16 protein-coding genes are annotated in these 18,261 nt (G+C 61.5%); 11 read left to right on the top strand and 5 right to left on the bottom strand.

Features of this window, described 5'->3' with window-relative positions; all coding sequences use genetic code 11:
- Window positions 1-11 precede the first annotated feature (11 nt).
- The 4 genes from MF268_RS00490 (at window position 12) to MF268_RS00475 (ending at window position 4,121) form a co-directional block, all read left to right on the top strand.
- Window positions 12-1,073, top strand: coding sequence for a methyltetrahydrofolate cobalamin methyltransferase (locus MF268_RS00490; protein WP_238368955.1), 1,062 nt, complete (start codon window positions 12-14; stop codon window positions 1,071-1,073).
- A gap of 82 nt (window positions 1,074-1,155) precedes the next feature.
- Window positions 1,156-2,199 (top strand): pyridoxal-phosphate dependent enzyme, encoded by a 1,044-nt coding sequence (locus tag MF268_RS00485; protein WP_238368954.1) that lies wholly within the window; start codon window positions 1,156-1,158, stop codon window positions 2,197-2,199.
- Window positions 2,199-3,353 (top strand): M24 family metallopeptidase, encoded by a 1,155-nt coding sequence (locus MF268_RS00480; protein ID WP_238369530.1) that lies wholly within the window; start codon window positions 2,199-2,201, stop codon window positions 3,351-3,353. The genes MF268_RS00485 and MF268_RS00480 overlap by 1 nt, the downstream gene beginning before the upstream one ends.
- Before the next feature lie 3 nt (window positions 3,354-3,356).
- The gene (locus MF268_RS00475) at window positions 3,357-4,121 is read left to right on the top strand and encodes a maleate cis-trans isomerase family protein (RefSeq protein ID WP_238368953.1); all 765 of its coding nucleotides are present in this window, start codon (window positions 3,357-3,359) and stop codon (window positions 4,119-4,121) included.
- A gap of 7 nt (window positions 4,122-4,128) precedes the next feature.
- Here the strand turns inward: MF268_RS00475 and MF268_RS00470 are convergent, their stop codons facing one another.
- Window positions 4,129-5,697, bottom strand: coding sequence for a winged helix-turn-helix domain-containing protein (locus tag MF268_RS00470; protein ID WP_238368952.1), 1,569 nt, complete (start codon window positions 5,695-5,697; stop codon window positions 4,129-4,131).
- A gap of 319 nt (window positions 5,698-6,016) precedes the next feature.
- Between MF268_RS00470 and MF268_RS00465 the strand changes: the two genes are divergently transcribed.
- From MF268_RS00465 to MF268_RS00435, 7 genes are all read left to right on the top strand, one after another.
- Window positions 6,017-6,838, top strand: a complete 822-nt coding sequence (locus tag MF268_RS00465) for a class I SAM-dependent methyltransferase (protein ID WP_238368951.1) — start codon at window positions 6,017-6,019, stop codon at window positions 6,836-6,838.
- A 70-nt stretch (window positions 6,839-6,908) separates the two neighbouring features.
- Window positions 6,909-7,286 (top strand): group I truncated hemoglobin, encoded by a 378-nt coding sequence (locus MF268_RS00460; protein WP_238368950.1) that lies wholly within the window; start codon window positions 6,909-6,911, stop codon window positions 7,284-7,286.
- A 17-nt stretch (window positions 7,287-7,303) separates the two neighbouring features.
- The gene (locus MF268_RS00455) at window positions 7,304-8,347 is read left to right on the top strand and encodes an adenylate/guanylate cyclase domain-containing protein (RefSeq protein WP_238368949.1); all 1,044 of its coding nucleotides are present in this window, start codon (window positions 7,304-7,306) and stop codon (window positions 8,345-8,347) included.
- A 268-nt stretch (window positions 8,348-8,615) separates the two neighbouring features.
- Entirely contained in the window at window positions 8,616-10,007 is a 1,392-nt protein-coding gene (locus tag MF268_RS00450; RefSeq protein WP_238368948.1) for an amidase family protein, read from the top strand.
- Window positions 10,008-10,022: 15 nt separating this feature from the next.
- On the top strand, window positions 10,023-10,421 hold the full coding sequence (locus MF268_RS00445; RefSeq protein ID WP_238368947.1) for a rhodanese-like domain-containing protein: 399 nt from the start codon (window positions 10,023-10,025) through the stop codon (window positions 10,419-10,421).
- 35 nt (window positions 10,422-10,456) lie between these two features.
- The gene (locus tag MF268_RS00440) at window positions 10,457-11,650 is read left to right on the top strand and encodes a CaiB/BaiF CoA transferase family protein (RefSeq protein WP_238368946.1); all 1,194 of its coding nucleotides are present in this window, start codon (window positions 10,457-10,459) and stop codon (window positions 11,648-11,650) included.
- 605 nt (window positions 11,651-12,255) lie between these two features.
- On the top strand, window positions 12,256-12,972 hold the full coding sequence (locus MF268_RS00435; RefSeq protein WP_238368945.1) for a hypothetical protein: 717 nt from the start codon (window positions 12,256-12,258) through the stop codon (window positions 12,970-12,972).
- Window positions 12,973-13,604: 632 nt separating this feature from the next.
- Here the strand turns inward: MF268_RS00435 and MF268_RS00430 are convergent.
- The 4 genes from MF268_RS00430 to MF268_RS00415 are packed head-to-tail and all read right to left on the bottom strand — an operon-like array spanning window position 13,605 to window position 18,260.
- Window positions 13,605-14,546 (bottom strand): ABC transporter substrate-binding protein, encoded by a 942-nt coding sequence (locus MF268_RS00430; protein WP_238369529.1) that lies wholly within the window; start codon window positions 14,544-14,546, stop codon window positions 13,605-13,607.
- Window positions 14,547-14,590: 44 nt separating this feature from the next.
- The gene (locus tag MF268_RS00425) at window positions 14,591-15,592 is read right to left on the bottom strand and encodes an ABC transporter permease (protein ID WP_238368944.1); all 1,002 of its coding nucleotides are present in this window, start codon (window positions 15,590-15,592) and stop codon (window positions 14,591-14,593) included.
- A complete protein-coding gene (locus tag MF268_RS00420; RefSeq protein ID WP_238368943.1) occupies window positions 15,592-17,112 on the bottom strand; it encodes a sugar ABC transporter ATP-binding protein in 1,521 nt (506 codons plus the stop codon). The genes MF268_RS00425 and MF268_RS00420 overlap by 1 nt, the downstream gene beginning before the upstream one ends.
- Window positions 17,109-18,260 (bottom strand): Gfo/Idh/MocA family protein, encoded by a 1,152-nt coding sequence (locus MF268_RS00415; protein ID WP_238368942.1) that lies wholly within the window; start codon window positions 18,258-18,260, stop codon window positions 17,109-17,111. Before MF268_RS00415 ends, MF268_RS00420 begins: the two co-directional genes overlap by 4 nt.
- Window position 18,261 lies beyond the last annotated feature (1 nt).

The raw sequence follows: 18,261 nt of genomic DNA, 5'->3' as shown, positions 1-18,261 counted from the left end.
AAAGGACGCCAATGACCCGCACGATTGTCGAGAGCAAAACCAAGACCGCCATTATCGGCTTTGACCAGCCGTTCTGCGTTATTGGTGAGCGTATCAACCCTACGGGACGCAAGAAACTGGCGGCGGAGCTGGAAGCGGGCGATTTCTCGACCGTCGAAAAAGACGCGCTGGCGCAGGTCGAAGCCGGCGCCACCATGCTGGATGTCAACGCGGGTGTCGTCTACAACTCCAACCCCAACCCGAATGAGACCGAACCGCCGCTGATGGTGGAAATTCTTAAGCTGGTTCAGGGGCTTGTGGATATTCCGCTGTGCATCGACAGTTCGGTTCCGGCCGCGCTCGAGGCCGGTCTGGAGGTGTGCGACGGCCGCCCGCTGCTGAACTCGGTCACCGGTGAGGAAGACCGGCTTGAGCTGATCCTGCCGCTGGTCAAGAAATACAATGTGCCAGTGGTGGCGATTTCCAACGACGATACCGGGATTTCCGAAGATCCGGACGTACGTTTCGCCGTGGCGAAGAAGATCGTGGAACGGGCTGCCGATTTCGGCATTCCGGCGCATGATATCGTGGTCGATCCGCTGGTGATGCCGGTGGGGGCGATGGGCACGGCAGGTTTGCAGGTGTTCACCCTGGTGCGGCGTCTGCGCGAGGAGCTGGGTGTGAACACCACCTGCGGCGCGTCCAATATTTCCTTCGGCTTGCCGAACCGGCACGGGATCAACAATGCCTTTTTGCCGATGGCGATGGGCGCGGGGATGACCAGCGCGATCATGAACCCGGTTGCGCTTCCGGTCACGCAGACCAAGATCGCCGAGAAAAAAGCCGAGGTTGAGGCGGCGGGGATCATCCTGCCCGAGGATATGGACGACGAGACATTCGTGACTCTCTTTGGGCTCGGGTCGATGAGTTCCAAGGCCGGCTCGGAAATGGAAGCAATCCGGGCGGCAAATTTCCTGACCAACAACGACCCGAACGGCGCGGAATGGATTCGCACCAATAAGGTCGCGCCGAAAGCCGGGCAGGAAGGTCGCGGTCGCGCAGGGCGCGCAGGCGGACGCCGCCGCCGGGGCTGATTTCGACGGCGCATGTCGTTTTACGACCCAAGCGTCGCTTTGAATATTGACGGGCGGGCCCTTGATGGGGTCCGCTCTTTTTATGGAATTACTCAAGAACCCCTATCGCGGGCAGACCGATGCCTTGGCCGGTCTCGCCGATATTCCCTATCCCAGCGAGGATGCGGAAACCGCCGTGCAGCTGACGGACAAGCGGCCCAATGCAGCCGCCACGCCGCTGATGACACAGGATTCGCTGGCCGATAGCTGCGAGGTCGGCACGGTCTGGATCAAGGACGAACGCAACCGGATGGGGCTGGGTAGCTTCAAGGCGCTTGGCGCGGCTTATGTCATTGCGCATGACGCGGCAGAGGGCGATGTGAGTGACGTGACCTATGTGACCGCCAGCGCAGGCAATCACGGCATGTCGGTGGCGGCGGGCGCTGCGGATTACGGGGCGCGGGCGGTGGTCTATATCGCGGAAACCGTGCCCGACGCCTTTGCCGAGCGGTTGCGCGCAAAGGGGGCCGAGGTGGTGCGCGAAGGCGCGGTTTACGAGGACAGCATGGCGGCGGCGGCCAAGGCGGCCGAAGACAACGGCTGGAAACTGCTCTCGGACAGTTCGTGGCCCGGCTATACCGAGCGGCCGCATCGGCTGATGGAGGGCTACCTTGTACTGATGCAGGAGGTGATCGAGGCGATGCCCCGCGCCCCGAACCATATCTTTCTTCAGGCCGGTGTCGGTGGACTTGCCGGGGCGGCAGCTGCGCTGGCCCGCAAGGCGTGGGGTGATGAACCGATCATTACCGTGGTCGAACCCGAGGCTGCTCCCTGTCTGAAAGAATCGATTGCGGCGGGGGAAATGGTCACGACGAGCGGACCGGTTTCGGAAATGGGGCGGCTCGATTGCAAGGAGGCGTCTCTGATCGCCCTGAAAGGGTTGGCGCGGGATGCGGATTTCTTTGCCACGATCAGCGAGGCCGAAGGCTTCGCGGGGGATGAACTGGCCGCCGGTGTCGGGCTGAAGTCGACCCCGTCGGGCGCGGCGGGTCTGGCGGCCCTTATGTCGAGCGCCGCCCATCGCGAGGCGCTGGGGCTGGATGAGCATTCTTCGGTGCTGCTGATCCTGAGCGAAGGTCCGGAATGATGGATCTGCCGCGCGGTTTTCCGGATACGGAATACAAGGCGCGGGTGTCTCGGGCGCAGGGAATGATGGCGCGGCACGATCTGGCCGCGTTGTTCCTGACAACCGAACCGGATATTCGCTATTTCACCGGCTACCTGACGAAGTTCTGGGAAAGCCCGACGCGTCCGTGGTTCCTTGTGCTGCCCGCTTCAGGCGATCCGGTGGCGGTGATCCCGTCTATCGGCGCGGCGCTGATGGGGCGCACATGGATCAGGGACATCCGGACATGGCGGGCGCCGGATTACGAAGACGACGGTGTTTCGCTTTTGGCCGAGACGCTGGCTGAGTTGGCCGGGGGCGGGAACATCGGTGTGCCGATGGGGCTGGAGAGCCAGCTGCGCATGCCGCTGGGCGACTGGATGCGCTTGCAGGCGATATCGGGGCTGCGCTTTGTGCCAGATCAGCGCATCATGTGGGATCTTAGGGCGGTGAAGTCCGAGGCAGAGATCGACAAGATCCGCGCGATCTGCGCCGTGGGCGACCGGGTGTTTGCCCGCGTTCCTGAAATTGCCCGCGCCGGTGTGCCGCTGGACCGGGTGTTTCGCGACTTTCAGCGGCTTGGTCTGGAAGAGGGGGCCGACTGGGTACCTTACGTCGCCGGGGCCTCGGGCGCGGGTGGGTATTCGGATGTCATCTCTCCCGCCGGACCCGACCCGCTACAGCGCGGGGATGTGCTGATGCTGGACACGGGCATGCAGCGCGACGGCTATTTCTGCGATTTCGACCGGAATTTTTCGGTCGGTCCGGCCGGTGCTGCCGAAAAATCGGCGCAGGTCAAGCTGATCGATGCTGTCGACGCGGCGGCCGAGATTGCTCGGCCCGGCACCACCGCCGCCGAGCTGTTTCATGTGATGGACCGGCTGCTGACTGGCGGGCGGGGCTCGGACGCGGGTCGGCTTGGGCACGGGTTGGGGATGCAACTGACCGAAGGGCTGTCGCTGATCCCGCAGGACCAGACCGTTTTGCGCCCCGGTATGGTCATCACGCTCGAACCGGGCGTGGAACTGTCGCCAGGGCGGATCATGGTGCACGAGGAAGATATCGTCATCCGCGACGGCGCACCGGAATTCCTGTCTACACGCGCCGGGCGGACGCTGATCGAGCTGGAGGGCTGAGCTATGAAACGGCTGGCATATGAGCTGAAGACCGACGAGGCGTTGCGTATCGGTTTGATCGTCTTGCAGGCGGATGAACGGATTGAACTGGATTTCCGGCGGCTGATCCCGGCAGAGGCGGAACTGTTTGTTTCGCGCGTGCCAAGCGGATTGGATGTGACGCCGGAAACGCTGCAGGAAATGGACCAGCATCTGCCACGGGCGGCGGCGCTCTTGCCGCAAGTCAGACCCTATGCGGCGGTGGGCTATGGCTGTACCTCGGGCGCGGCGCAGATCGGCCCGAGCCAGGTGGCGGCGCAGGTGCGCACAGGCGTGGCCGCTAACGCGGTGAGCGAGCCGGTCTCGGCCTTGGTGGCGGCCTGTGCGGAGCTTGGGTTGAAACGGTTGGCTTTCCTGTCGCCCTATGTCGAAAACGTCTCGGACCGGCTGCGTGATGTGCTGGCCGGGCAGGGGACTGAGACACCGGTATTCGGCACTTTCGCCGAGGCGGAAGAGGCGCGGGTGGCGCGGATCACGCCTGACTCGATCAAGGCGGCGGCGCTGGAACTGGTGCGCGAGGGTGGTGTGGACGGGGTATTCCTTTCCTGCACGAACCTTGACACGCTGGACATTATCGCACCGTTGCAGCGCGAGACCGGGCTGACCGTGCTGTCGTCAAACCTTGTTCTGGCCTGGCATCTGTGTCGTCTGGCGGGTGTCAACATGGCGGAAATCCCGGCCAGCGAGACATTGCTTGCCGGAGGGGCGGCGGTGACGGCTGCTGAATAGCGCGGTCCTAGAAATTTATGCCTGCGCGGGAGAGGCCCTCGGCAAATAATGCGCGGTGTTCATCAACCTTGAACGGGTAGGAGGCGGCGATCACCGCCGGGTCAAGCGAGAGACCCAAATCGGTCAACCGGTTTGCCGCATCCAGCGCGGCCTTGTGATCGCCCTGAAGCCCGGCCAGCGCGATACGCCGCTGGAGCGCGCGCCCATAACGTGGATCCCAACGCTGCGAGCGTGCCAGCCGATCATCGGCATCGGGATATTCTCCGTCGATCATATGCCAGAGTCCCAGATCCGCCTCGATCACCGCCGTGTAATTGTAAAGCGGGTCGATGCGCAGCAGGCGTTTTTGCAGGCGGCGCGCCTCGGTCGGCGAGCCGGAGAAACCCGAGATACAACCGCCGAAATGATAGTTCTGCGGCGCGCTGGGATTAAGGTCGATAGCGCGCTTTACATGGCGCATGGCGCGGTCGTGGTTGTGATTGGTCCACAACTCGCCCACGGCGGCCAGCGCATGGGCTGTCCATGACCCCGGATCGATCTGAAGCGCCTGCCGTGCGGCTTCGAGGGTGCTGGTAAAGGCCAGACTGCTGTCGGCAGAGGAAAAACCCGCCATTGCCTTTTGAAAGCGGCAGGTGGCGATAAGCGTGTAGGGCAGGTACCAGTCGGGTTCGCGTTCGCAGGCTCTCTGGGCGAGTTGTTCGGCCATGTCGAAATCAGCATTGGCGCCGCGTCCGCAGTACCAGACCGCCTGCATCGCGTAATCCCACGCGGTGAAATCGCTGGGTTGCTTGCGCATGATACGCCGTGATTCTGCCCCTTCGAGTTCGGGAACAAGGATGGTGACCACCTGCGCGGCAAGCTCTTCTTCAAGATCGACCAGATCGTCGATGTCACGCGATAATCGTTCTGTCCATATCTGGACGCCCGACAGCGCGTCGGTCAGTTCGATGTTCAGCTTGATGCGATTGCCTGCTCGCCGCATCGAGCCGCTGAGCAGGTAGCGCGCGCCGATCTGCTGGCCGATCCCGCTCATCGACAGGTCGCTGTCGCGAAAACGGAGAGAGGTATTGCGCGCGATAACCGGGAAATAACGCCACGCGCAGAGGGCTGCGCAGATTTCATCCGTCAGACCCTCGGCAATATAGCTCGACGCTCCATCTCCGCCCGGTTCGGATATGGGCAGAACGGCGATGGCGGGGCGATCAAAATCGATCCCTTCGGCCGGATCCGCGGCGATGGGCATGGGATCGGCAGAATCTGCCGGGGCAAGCTTGCGGACCGGTCCGACAAATCGGAAACCACGCCGCTGGACGGTGCGCACAAGGCGCTGGCTGGTGCCGTCATCGCCGATGATGCGCCGCATGTCGCGGACGCGGCCAGACAGGGCGGCATCAGATACAATGCGATCCTTCCAGATTTCCTGAAAGATCTCATCCTTGCTGACCACGCGATCCTGCGCCGTGACGAGAAGGCTCAGCAAGGCAAAGACCTGCGGTTCGATGGCGACAGGTTCGCCCGCGCGCCGAAGCTCGGCACGGTCGATATCCAGCTCGAAATCGTCAAAGGCATAGGTCACAGGACAATAGCCATTCGCGAGGACAAAGGGACTTGAAGGACTTGGGTGGTATCGCCCGGCACGGCGTGCGGGCGGAATTGAAGGCGCAATACCCGCGAATTCTATGATATATCGCCCAAAATATCCAGAACATCCGCTTGACCCTGCGCCGGATGTGCCGTCGCCCGGCGCGCGTTTGCAGCCATCAGAGCGGTTTCTGCAGGAAATATGCAGGTAATCCCCACAAGAACGGGGCCATTCTGCAGAGGACCGCCAAGCGGCAAGGCTGACGATAGGTCAAATTGGGATCATTGATATTTTGACCCAAGGAGATGTTGCAATGAATGTCGTAACTCAACCCAGCCCGGATCTTACCGCTGTCAAGGGCCGCCAGCAGATCGTCTGGTCCAGCGGCAATTACGCTGAAATCGGAGTGACCCTGCAGATTACCGGTGAAAGACTTGCCGAGGCGCTGGACGTGATGCCGGGGGACCGTGTGCTTGATGTGGCCGCTGGCAATGGCAACATGACGCTGGCCGCCGCGCGGCGGTACTGCAACGTGGTGTCAACCGATTATGTCGGCGCCTGGCTGCGCAATGGCATGCAGCGGGCCGAGGCCGAGAAACTTTCGGTGGCCTTCCGCGAGGCCGATGCCGAGGATCTGCCCTTTGAGGATGCCTCCTTTGATATCGTGACCTCGACATTTGGAGTGATGTTCACGGCCAATCAGGACGCAGCCGCGAGCGAATTGGCCCGCGTCTGCCGGTCGGGGGGCAAGATCGGGATGGCCAACTGGACGCCCGAGGGGTTCATCGGTGACGTGTTCCGCACCATCGGCAGCCATGTGAAACCGCCAGCCGGTGTGCGCTCGCCCATGGAATGGTCGAACCCGGACCGGCTGCGGGAACTGCTCGGCAGCAATGCCAGCAAGATCGAGATCGAGAAGAAGAACTTTGTCTTCAGGTTTCAATCCCCGCAGCAATGGATCGACCTCTGGAAGGTCGCCTACGGGCCGATGCTCAAGGCGTTCGAGGCGGTCGGGCCAAGTGGCGCGGCGGCACTTGAAAGCGAGCTCGCGGCGCTGGGCGCGGCATGGTCGCGCACGTCCGAGGCGATGATCGTTCCGGCGGAATATGCCGAGGTGATCGTCCACCGGGCCTGATCCACCTTGCCACGATACCGGTTCCGCCTGATTTCGATGCGGGGCCGGTTGCAGGAAAAGGAGTATTTCGATGACCTATGCACTTCGCCCCGGCCAAATGCCCCTGTTTGACAAGTATGGCGGTCTGAGCGCCCTGCGCGGCGTGATCCTCGATTTTTATGACCGTGTTCTCGACAGCGATATCGTCGGGCATTTCTTTGAAGACGTGGATATGCCGCGCCTGATCGACCATCAGACCAAGTTCTTTGCCATGCTGCTGGGCGGGCCAGCGGAATTTGCGGAAAGCCGTCTTAAGCGCGTACATGCGCATCTGGGCGTGACCCATGCGCAGTTCGATGAGGTGGCGGCGCTGCTGCGCGAAACGCTCGAGGCCGCCGGTTTCGCGTCGGATGACTGCGCGACGGTCATTCAGGCGGTCGAAGCGCGGCGCGGGCTGATCGTTGCCTGATCCGAAAGGAGATTGTCATGAGTATCCCCAATTTTACCACTGAACTTTTCCGCGCCATTGGCGTGGGCGTTGCGCTTTTCGACGCCAAGGACGAAACGCTGATCTATTGCAACCCGGCTTTTGCCAAGCTTTTTCCCGAGGCTGTTTCGGGCGTTGTCCTGACCTCGCTGGTCGAAGAGCTTGACCACACAGCAGTGGCGCGCGCGCTGAAAGGCGAAACGCTGGAAATTGCGGTCAAGGCCAAACGTCGCCGGGTGACGCTGCAGATCGACGTGCGGAACGCGCGCCATCTGGAACAGCCGGTGTGGGTCGTGGAATGTCAGAACATTTCGCGCCTGCGGGAAACCGAGGCGATGATCGACAGCTATGCTTCGATGACCGAACGGCGCACCCGTGAACTTGAGCGCGAGAAGGTGCAGGTCGAAAAGCTGTTGCTGAACGTGATGCCGCGCTCGGTCTACGCGGAATACAAAAGCTTTGGCACGGTCACGCCGCGCCTGTTCGAACCGGTTTCGGTGCTGATGTTGGATTTCGTGGGCTTCACCGAAATGGCGGTGGCCTCGGATCCGACGGAAACGGTGAGCGAGCTGAATGACCTGTTCACGGCCTTCGATCGGATCGCTGAACTGCATGGCTGCGAGCGGATCAAGACGATTGGCGATTGCTACATGGCAGTGTCTGGGCTGCCGCATAGCAATCCGGATCACGCCCGGCTGGCGGCGCGCTGCGCGAGCGGTTTCCTGAGATACCTCTCGCATCGCAACAAGACGCATCGCCATCGCTGGCAGGCCCGGATCGGGATCGCCTCGGGTTCGGTTGTGGGCTCGGTCGTGGGGACGCAGAAATATATCTATGACGTCTTCGGACCGGCGGTGAACTGTGCGGCGCGGCTTCAGTCGCAAAGCGCCCCGATGGAGATCACGGTTCTGGAGACGTCGGCGGAAAGCTTTGGTGACGAGTTCCGGCTGGGCAATCACCGTGTCGAGAATTTGCCGGGGTTTGGCGAATGCGCAATCACGAGCCTTGAGGCGCCGGATACGGGCATGGTCAGCGTGGCATAGACCGGAGCGGCGGAGAAACCACCGGTACGAAGCGTTTCCATATCCTCTCGAATCGCTGGCCCCGCGCCGCGTCATGGGGGGCGCTGCCCCCGCCGCCCTGACGGGCGACTCCCCCGGAGTATTTTGGCAAGAGGAAAGACGGTTTCAGGCAGGGCCGGCAATGGGTCGTCTGTGCAGCGCCGTCATGGGGCGGGAAATTCTATATGCCCATTGAAACGCCGTGATTTTTGATGTCACCTCTTTGGAATTCAAGCAGGAAGGGGCGAGGATGGCTGAGTTCTGGGAAATGGATGCCAGTGAAATTGCGCGGGGTGTGAAAAGCCGGTCTTTTTCCGCGCGCCAGGTGGTTGAATCGCATCTTGCCCGGCTTTCGGAGATCAATCCCCGGATCAACGCAGTGGTACAGGAATGCCCGGAGGAAGCGCTGGCCGCTGCGGATGTGCTGGACGACCGACTTGGGCGCGGGGAGGACGCGGGACCACTCGCCGGCGTGCCGGTGACGATCAAGGTCAACGTGGATCAGAAGGGATACGCGACGACCAACGGTCTGAAATTGCAGAAAGATCTGATCGCGAAACAGGACAGCCCGGTGGTGGCCAACCTGCGGCGGGCCGGGGCGGTAATTGTCGGGCGCACCAATACGCCGGCTTTCTCGATGCGATGGTTCACCAATAACGAGTTGCACGGGATGACGCTTAATCCGCGCAATGCCGATCTGACGCCGGGCGGATCGTCGGGCGGGGCGGCGGCGGCGGTGGCCGCCGGGATTTGCGCCATAGGACATGGCACCGATATCGCCGGATCGATCCGTTATCCGGCCTATGCCTGCGGCCTGCAGGGGATTCGACCGACCGTGGGCCGGGTTCCGGCGCGCAATGCCTCGGCGCCGGATCGTTACATCGGGGCGCAGATGATGGCGGTTTCGGGCCCGATTGCCCGGAGCATTGCCGATCTGAGGTTGGGACTGGCCGCCATGTCGGTGGGCGATCCCGAGGATCCGCTTTGGATCCCCGCGCGCCTGACGGGGGAGGCTTTGCCCAGGAAGGTGGCCTTTTGTCCGACTCCGGACGGGATGGAGGTGGAAGACGCGGTATTGGCGGCGCTGACGCAGGCGGCCGAGGCCCTGCGTGAGGCTGGCTGGCAGGTCGAGGAGATCGATTGCCCGCCGATGCGGGTAGCGGCCGAGATAAACGCGCAGCTCTGGATGGCGGAAGCCCGCGCTGCGGCGGCAACCATTGCAGCCGAGGATGATCCCGATGCCACGGTGGTTTTTCAGCGGATGACCGCGGATTCTGCGGAGATGGACCTTGGCGGGTTGATGGCCTGCCTGCAGCGGCGCATCGGGGTGCAGCGCGAATGGTTGCATTTCCTCGCCGAGTGGCCCGTGGTGCTCTGCCCGTCTTCGGGCATGTTGCCTTTCGCGCAGCAGAGCGACGTGGGCGCCCGGTCGGGATTTGACCGCATCATGGAAGCGCAGCTTATCCAACGGGCGCTGCCGACGCTGGGGCTGCCGGGGCTGTCGGTCGCGACCGGCATGGCGGGGGATGCACCGGTTGGCGTCCAGCTGATCGGCGGCAAGTTTCGCGAGGATATCCTGTTTGACGCGGGCGAGGTGATCGAGGCCGCCTGCGGCGAGCCCCGTGTCACGACACCAGTCTGAAGAGAAGGAGCCGACATGGCACAAACGATTACCAAGCATGTGAAAGATATGGTCACCGAGGCGAATGCCGTGGTCACCACCATGCCCATCGAGGAGGCCAAGGCACTTTTGGGGGCCGAGGATCATGTATTCGTGGACCTGCGCGACCCGCGCGAGCTGAAGCGCGAAGGCAAGATTCCGGGTGCGTTTTCCTGTCCGCGCGGCATGCTGGAATTCTGGATCGATCCGGAAAGCCCCTATCACAAGGATGTTTTCGCCCAGGACAAGACATTCGTCTTCTACTGTGCCAGTGCGTGGCGGTCTGCCCTGAGCGCGCGGCTCGCGCAGGAGATGGGCTTGCAGCCGGTGGCGCATATCGAGGGCGGATTCTCGGGCTGGAAAAAGGCCGGGGGCGAGGTGGAAGAGGTCGCCTGAGGCGGCCTCGCATCTGCAGGTAAAAGGATGTGACAATGTCGAATGCGCAGGTGCCGGGGCCGCTTGACGGGCTTCGGGTGCTGGACCTGTCCCGTATCCTTGCCGGTCCGACCTGCACGCAATTGCTGGGCGATTACGGCGCGGAGGTCATCAAGATCGAGAAGCCGGGCCTTGGGGATGATACCCGGGCCTGGGGGCCGCCCTATGTGACCGGACCGGATGGGGAGCCTACGGCGGAGAGCGCCTATTACCTTTCGGCCAATCGTAACAAGCGGTCGGTCGCGGTTGATATCGCCACCGAAGAGGGGGCCGAGACGGTGCGGCAGCTCGCCCGGCGTTGCGATATACTGGTTGAGAATTTTAAGGTCGGCGGGCTTGCCAAATACGGTTTGGATTACCAGAGCCTGAGCCGGGACAACCCGGGTATTGTCTATTGTTCGATCACGGGGTTCGGCCAGACGGGCCCCAATGCGCACAAGCCCGGCTATGACCTGCTGGCACAGGGCTATGGCGGTATCATGAGTCTGACCGGAGATCCCGAGGGCGAGCCGATGAAGGTCGGGGTCGGGGTGACGGACGTGATCTGCGGCCTGTACGCGGTGACGGCGATTTTGGCGGCGATCCGCCATCGCGACCAGAGCGGCGAAGGTCAGCATATCGACATCGCCCTTGTCGACAGCCAGGTGGCGTGGCTCGTCAATGCGGGGACAAATTATCTTTTGTCGGGGCAGGAACAGCCGCGTCTGGGCAATCAGCACCCCAATATCGTGCCTTATCAGGTGTTCGCTACAAGCGACGGGCATGTGATCGTGGCCGCCGGGAACGATGTGCAGTACAAGAGGTTCTGCGGCATTCTCGGGCGAGCCGATCTTGCCGAGGATGAACGGTTCCGGCGCAACATCGACCGTGTCACGAACCGCGATATCCTGATCGGGTTGCTCGCCGGAGAAATCCTGCGCTTTGGCAAGGCAGATCTTGTGCGCGCGATGGAAGCGGCAGGGATCCCGGGCGGTCCGATCAACAGCCTGTCCGAGGTGTTTGCCTCGGATCAGGTCGAGGCGCGCGGCATGAAGATCTCCATGCCGGATGCACATGCCGCATCGGGCGAGGTGCCGTTGATCGGCAATCCGGTCAAGTTTTCGAAAACGCCGGTCTGCTACCGTCACGCGCCGCCCGCTTGCGGTGCGGATACGCAGGACGTGCTTAACAACTTGATGAAGGACAGCTAGCGTCGTGCCGTTCCCGGATTCGCCGGATTGTCGCTCGGGCCGGGACGGTTTCAGCAATTACTTCACATTGTGCCGGATTCGAAACCGTTAAAATGTGTGCAACTTTGGGTTGTGCATTTCAGAGGCGTTTGGGATCGCCCGTTTCAAGCCGCTCGGCGTGGCAGCTTGGGTAGTCATTTCGCAATCGATGGCCGCCTCGTTCTGTTCCGTTCGACGCACGGCAAATGCTGAAACCATACGCAAGATGCCATGCGCTTCGCGAAAAGGGCCAACGTCGCGTGGCGCGATAAATTATTTTTTATCAAATAGATAAATCTTCGGAATTTCATTTTCGTCCTTGGCTTCAGATCCATGGAAACCGGTCATACTTTATCCGGCGCCCTGCCGAAGGTGAGCCGAATTTGTCCCACAGACTGCGCCTTTGATGCTTAAGCACATTGCGGCAAGCTATCGCGCGTCACTTGATTTTCACGGTTTGCGCGCCATTTTCTCGGGGATCAGGGGGAGACTGACCGGGTGCGGGGGTCTGAGCGACGCGAGAAAGCGTGACGTACCGTTAACCTTGAGGTATAGTACCCGCGTGTCTGTATTGTTGAGTGAGAGTGATGAGCCTGCGGAAAAACGACCGTCCTGAAGACGAAGTACCAAGCTCGGATTCCAAATCCTATATGGACCGAAAACTGAGCTGGAACGCCCGGCTGGAGCTTGCGCGCCAATCGCGTGAGCAGGTTCTGAACAAGTCCGAAGGACAATCTGTGCTGCCCGACCGCAAGCCGTGGGAAACGGCTTCGACGGAGAGCGATGAGCTGGACGATATCGGAAACGCGACACCCGAAGATGCGCAGCGCATTGCCCGCGAGAACCGTGCCGAATTCCTTGCGAGAATGGCAGCTGAACGCGAGGGGGCATCTCCGAAAGCCGAAGCAAAGCTGACCTCGTTCAAAACAAAGCCCGAACGCTCTGAACCTGCTGTGTCGAAACCATCGGCTGGCGACAATGTTCTGTCTCTCTTTGGAGATGGGCGTGCCACCGGAGAAGACGTTGCGGAAGAAGAGGACCACATGGCAGGGCGCCGCCGACAGCCTCCGCGGGTGGGCCAACCCAGTCGGGACGATGTGGCCGAGGACATGCCCGCTGCGGCGACGCAGAGCGGCTCGCTGCCGATTGAGGCCGAGCGGCGCACGGCTGCGGGGTTCGTGCGGATTGTCGCCGTGGTGCTGCTATGCCTGCTGGTCGGAGCGGCCATCGCTTTTGTCGCGGCACGCGCGCTGGACCGGGTAGGTGATGTCTCTGCCCGGATGGACAATTCGGTCATTCAATAAGGTGCTAGACCGGAGACTGGTATCTGCGACCGGGCTGCGCGGTAATCCTCCTGAATAAGCTTTAATTCGCCGAAAATCCGAAAGCGTGAAAAAACACGTTTGAAAAACGTGTCTTTGGACTACGTTTATTCCCAAGATATCTTTTAAGACAAACGACTTTCGCGAAATACCAAAGCATACTCGAACGATAATTATTGCGCTTATTTATCTTCGGACGGTCGAATTCGACAGTTCGCGGACGGGTTGTCACCAAATAATGTAACCGGAATACGGCTTCTCTGAATATTTGTGTGGCACGGTATATGTCTGGCCGAATGCTGACCCACCGCTCACGGGTTCTCTCAGCACGGCGATGCATATGAAATTGCGCAATGAAGGGGCCGGGTGCGGGATATCTATCCCGTCGGTGGCGGAAGACTGGAATGATCCGGATTGTGTGGACGAATTGATCCGGGAGAACTCACGAACGATCCTGAATCGATTGACCGGATTGCACCACACGGATCTATCGGTGACGGATCATTGGAAATGATCGGGCTGTACAATTTTGGCGATGCCCGGAATGGCTGAAAGGCCGAAATGAAAAGGACTGGTCCGGGAATTCCCGGGCCAGTCCGTTTTATTGTTCCGGATCAGAACGGGCTGTCAGGATAGTAGAACTGCTCGGCGTTCTCTTGGGTGACCAGTACGGAACCGATGGTGAAGGTACCGGCAACCGGCGCGTTCGATGTCAGACCCACAGCGGTCATTTCAATCGCCGTTGCAATCATCGACGGCGGGTAGGTCACGTCGGCGGGGATCATGCTGTCGCCATCCATCACGCGCTTGATCATTTCCTTCATGCCCGCGCCGCCAAGCACGAACTGAACATCATCGCGACCGGCGGCATCGATGGCGGCAAGAACGCCAACGGCCATGTCGTCATCCGAGGCCCAGACCGCATCGATCTGGTCGTACTTCGACAGGAAGTCCTGCATCACGTTAAAGCTGTCGTCACGGTTCCAGTTGCCGTGCTCCATGCCGATGATCTCGATGCCCGAGCCTTCGATCGCTTTCTCAAAGCCTTCGACACGCATGTTGTCGATGGTGGTCGGAATGCCGCGCAGGACGACGATCTTGCCACCGTCGGGCATTTTCGAGGCCATGTATTCGCCCGATACCGTGCCAAACCCCGCGTTGTCGCCTGCGACATAGAGGTCCTCGATGCCTTCGACGGACAGGCCACGGTCAACCACCGTCACCCATGCACCGCTATCGGCAACCGCCTGAACCGGCGGAGTCAGCGGATCGGATTCGAAGGGCAGGACCACCAGCGCCGAGATATTGCGCGTAGCGACCATGTCCTCGATGTCGTTGACCTGCTTGCCCGCATCCGATGCGGTAGCCAGCACAAAGTCGAGCTGCGGATAGACTTCTTCCAACCGCTCTACGGTTTCCTGTGCGTGGTAGTTCATGCCACCGGCCCAACCATGGGTTGCCGCCGGGATCGAAACACCGATCACCTTGGTGTCTTGCGCATAGGCTGCGCTGGCACCAAGCGCGATGGCTGCCGCCCCTGCCAGAATGTTTTTCATGTAGCTCATGTCTTACCTCCCTTTCGAGTATTGACGCGCGGGCCTCAGCCCTTCGCTTTGGCTTCCCGCTGCAGGATCACTGCGAGAATGATGATGACGCCCTGGATCGCGCCGTTCAGGTATGGCGATACAAGGTCGGTCAGGTTCAGAATATTGTCGATCAGGCTTAGGATCAGGACGCCGATCACGGTGCCCCAGACCCGGCCAAAGCCGCCCTTGAGCACGGTGCCGCCGATGATAACGGCTGCGATGGCTTCAAGCTCCCACAGTACGCCGGTCGAGGACGAAGCCGAGCCAAGGCGCGGCACATACATGATCGTCGCGACCCCCACCAGCAGACCAAGCAGGGCGTAGGTGATCAGCCGGGTGCGGTTAACGTTCACGTTGGAATAATGGGCCACGTGCTCGTTCGATCCCGTCGCAGCGCAATGGCGGCCGAAACGGGCGCGGCTCATCACGATTTCGCCGATGATGACGACCAGTGCGAATACGATGATCGGCCAGGAGATTCCTAGAATCCCGTCGAAATAGACCGGGCGGTAAAAGGTGCGCAGCCCGAAGTCGAGGCTGAGCGTGCCGCCATCGGCGAGCCATGTCACAAGGCTGCGGTAGATGCCCATGGTGCCGAGGGTTACGATAAACGCCTCGATGCCCACGGTGGTAATCAGAAAGCCGTTGAGAAGCCCGGCAAGGATACCGGCGACAATCGCCACCAGCATTCCAAGCAGGATAATGGGCACACCGACCCCCATACTGGGCAGCGCCGCGTTCATCACAAGGATCATCAGCCCGGCGATAAAGGCCGCCATCGACCCGACCGAAAGGTCGAGCCCCCCGGCGGTGATCACAAAGGTCATGCCCACGGCGATGATGCCGATAAAGGCGGATCGGGCCAGCACGTTTGTGATGTTGGCCGCGCCAAGGAAATTCGGGTTCAGCAGGGCGCCGACCACCACAAGCAGGACCAGCGCGAGGATCGGGCCCAGTACGCTCATCGAGGGCAGGGCGCGCCCGCTTTGCTTGCTGTTCGTCGTTTCAGAGGTCATCAGGCCAGTTCCTTTTTCGCGCCGTATTCAGTTGCCCCTACGCCCATGGCGAGGCGGACAATGGCGTCTTCTGTTATGTCTTTGCCGCTCAGCGTGCCCGCGATGCGGCCGGTGCGCATGACGGCGACCCTATCGGCCATGCCGATCAGCTCCTGCATTTCGGAAGAGACCATGATGATCGCATGGCCTTCATCCGCGAGACGGCGCAGGAATGCATAGATCTGCTGCTTGGTGCCGATATCGATGCCGCGCGTCGGCTCATCGACAATGAGGATCTTCGGTTCCGACTGCATCACCTTGGCAAGCAGCAGTTTCTGCTGGTTACCGCCCGAGAGATTGCCGACCTTCACGTCCCGTCGTCCTGCACGGATGTCGAAATCCTTGATCGCCTGATCCAGCGCCTTTTCTTCTGCGCTGCGGTCGATCAGCAGCGTGCCGAACTTGGGCAGCGCCTGAAGCGTCAGGTTCTCGCGCATGCCCCGTTCCAGAAGCAGACCGCGCAACTTGCGGTCTTCGGTCAGGTAGCACAGCCCGTGGGCCAGCGCGTCAGAGGGCTTGCGGATGCTCACATCCTGCCCATTGATCTGCATGGCGTCGCGTGTGGCGGGGCGCAATCCGCACAGCCCCTCCATCGCTTCCGTCCGGCCAGAACCGATGAGGCCCGCGATGCCGAAAATCTCGCCGCGATAAAGATCGAAAGAGATGCCTTCGGCAAAGCCGGGCACATCCAGACCGGACACGGAGAGCGCCAGTTCATTCTCGGCTTCTTCGCGATGCTTGGGGTAGAGGTCGGACACATCGCGTCCGACCATGGCCGTGGCCATTTCATCCTCGGTGATGTCCGACGCGGGGCAGGCGCGCACGACCGCCCCGTCGCGCATGACGGTGACCTGATCCGCGATCTCGGCAACCTCGCTCAGCTTGTGGCTGGTGAAAAGGATCGCGGTGCCGGCCTCGCGCATGGCGCGAACCTGTTCAAAGAGGATGCCCGCCTCACGGTTGGTCAGAACGGCGGTGGGTTCGTCCATGATGACAACCCGCGCGTCGCGGCTCAGCGCTTTGGCGATTTCCACCATCTGCTTGTCAGAGTTGGACAATTTCGACACTGGCGTATCGGGATGCACACGGCATTTCACCCGGTCGAGATAGCTGCGCGTCAGGCGCCGCATCTCGGCCTTGTCCAAAAGCCAGCCCTTGCGCAGCTCGCGGCCCAGAAAGATGTTCTGCTCGACCGTCAGCTGTTCGGCGAGGTTGAATTCCTGATGGATCATCACGATCCCAGCCTCTTCGCCTTCATGCAGACTGTCGAAAGTCACCTCTTTCCCGTCTAGCAGTATCTTGCCGGAGGTGGCGGGCTGATAGCCCGCCAGGATCTTCATCGTCGTCGATTTGCCCGCCCCGTTTTCACCGATCAGCGCATGGACCTCGCCCGAGCGCAGCGCGATGTCGATGCCATGCAGCACCTCGATCGGGCCGAAGCTCTTGCGGATATCGCACAGTTCGAGGGTGGGTGTGCTCACAGTTTCACCCATGTCGCGTTGTTCTTCGACGACTCCACGCAGGCCAGCACGAAACGCATCCCCTCCATGCCATCAGAAATGCCGGGCAGGGGGCCCATGGCCGCGTCGCGGTCGCTGCCTCCCTGAACCGCGCGAATGGCATCGGCGGCGGCGGTGTAGATATTGGCGAACCCTTCCAGATAGCCCTCGGGATGGCCCGGAGGAATACGGCTTACGGCATTTGCTGCGTCGATTGCCCCGGCGCCGTTGCGTCGGATCAGGCGGGTCGCTTCACCATGCGGGGTGAACCACAGGTAGTTCGGGTCTTCCTGCGCCCATTCCAGCCCCCCCTTGTCGCCGTAAATGCGCAGCTTGAGCCCGTTTTCATTGCCCGGCGCGACCTGCGAACACCAGAGCATGCCCCGCGCGCCGTTGTCGAAGCGCAGCAGGACGTGACCGTTGTCGTCCAGCGAGCGACCCGCGCCAAAGCTTTGCAGATCGGCCAGCAACTCGCTGGCTTTCAACCCGCTGACAAAGGAGGCGAGGTTATAGGCATGAGTGCCGATATCACCCGTGGCCCCGCCCGCGCCGGAGCGCGCCGGATCGGTGCGCCATTCGGCTTGTTTCACGCCTTCGGTTTCCACCGGATCGGTCAGCCAGTCTTGCGGGTATTCGACCTGCACCAGACGGATCTTGCCGATGTCTCCGGCCTCGACCATCGCCTGCGCCTGACGCACCATCGGATAGCCGGTGTAGTTATGTGTCAGGATAAACAGGGACTTGGAACCCGCCACGGCCTTTTCCATCGCCTCGGCATCTTCCCATGTCGAGGTCAGCGGCTTGTCGCAGATCACATGGATGCCGCGATCAAGAAATGCCTTGGCCGCCGGGTAGTGGACATGATTGGGCGTCACGATGCTGACCGCTTCGATGCCGTCCTCGCGCGCCGCTTCGGCCTCAGCCATTTCCTCAAAACTGGCATAGCTGCGGGCGGGGTCCAGCCCCAGCGCCTCGCCGCTCTTCTTGGCCTTTTCGGGGGTCGAGGACAGCGCCCCGGCAACCAGTTCGAAACGGTCGTCGATGCGGCTGGCGATGCGGTGCACGCCGCCGATAAACGCGTCGGCTCCGCCGCCGACCATGCCCAGCCTGATGCGTTTGCTATCGCTCATC

It is taken from the genome of Heliomarina baculiformis, assembly GCF_019966545.1.
Taxonomy (GTDB): Bacteria; Pseudomonadota; Alphaproteobacteria; order Rhodobacterales; family Rhodobacteraceae; genus Heliomarina; species Heliomarina baculiformis.
This window is presented reverse-complemented; position numbering and strand designations above follow the sequence as displayed.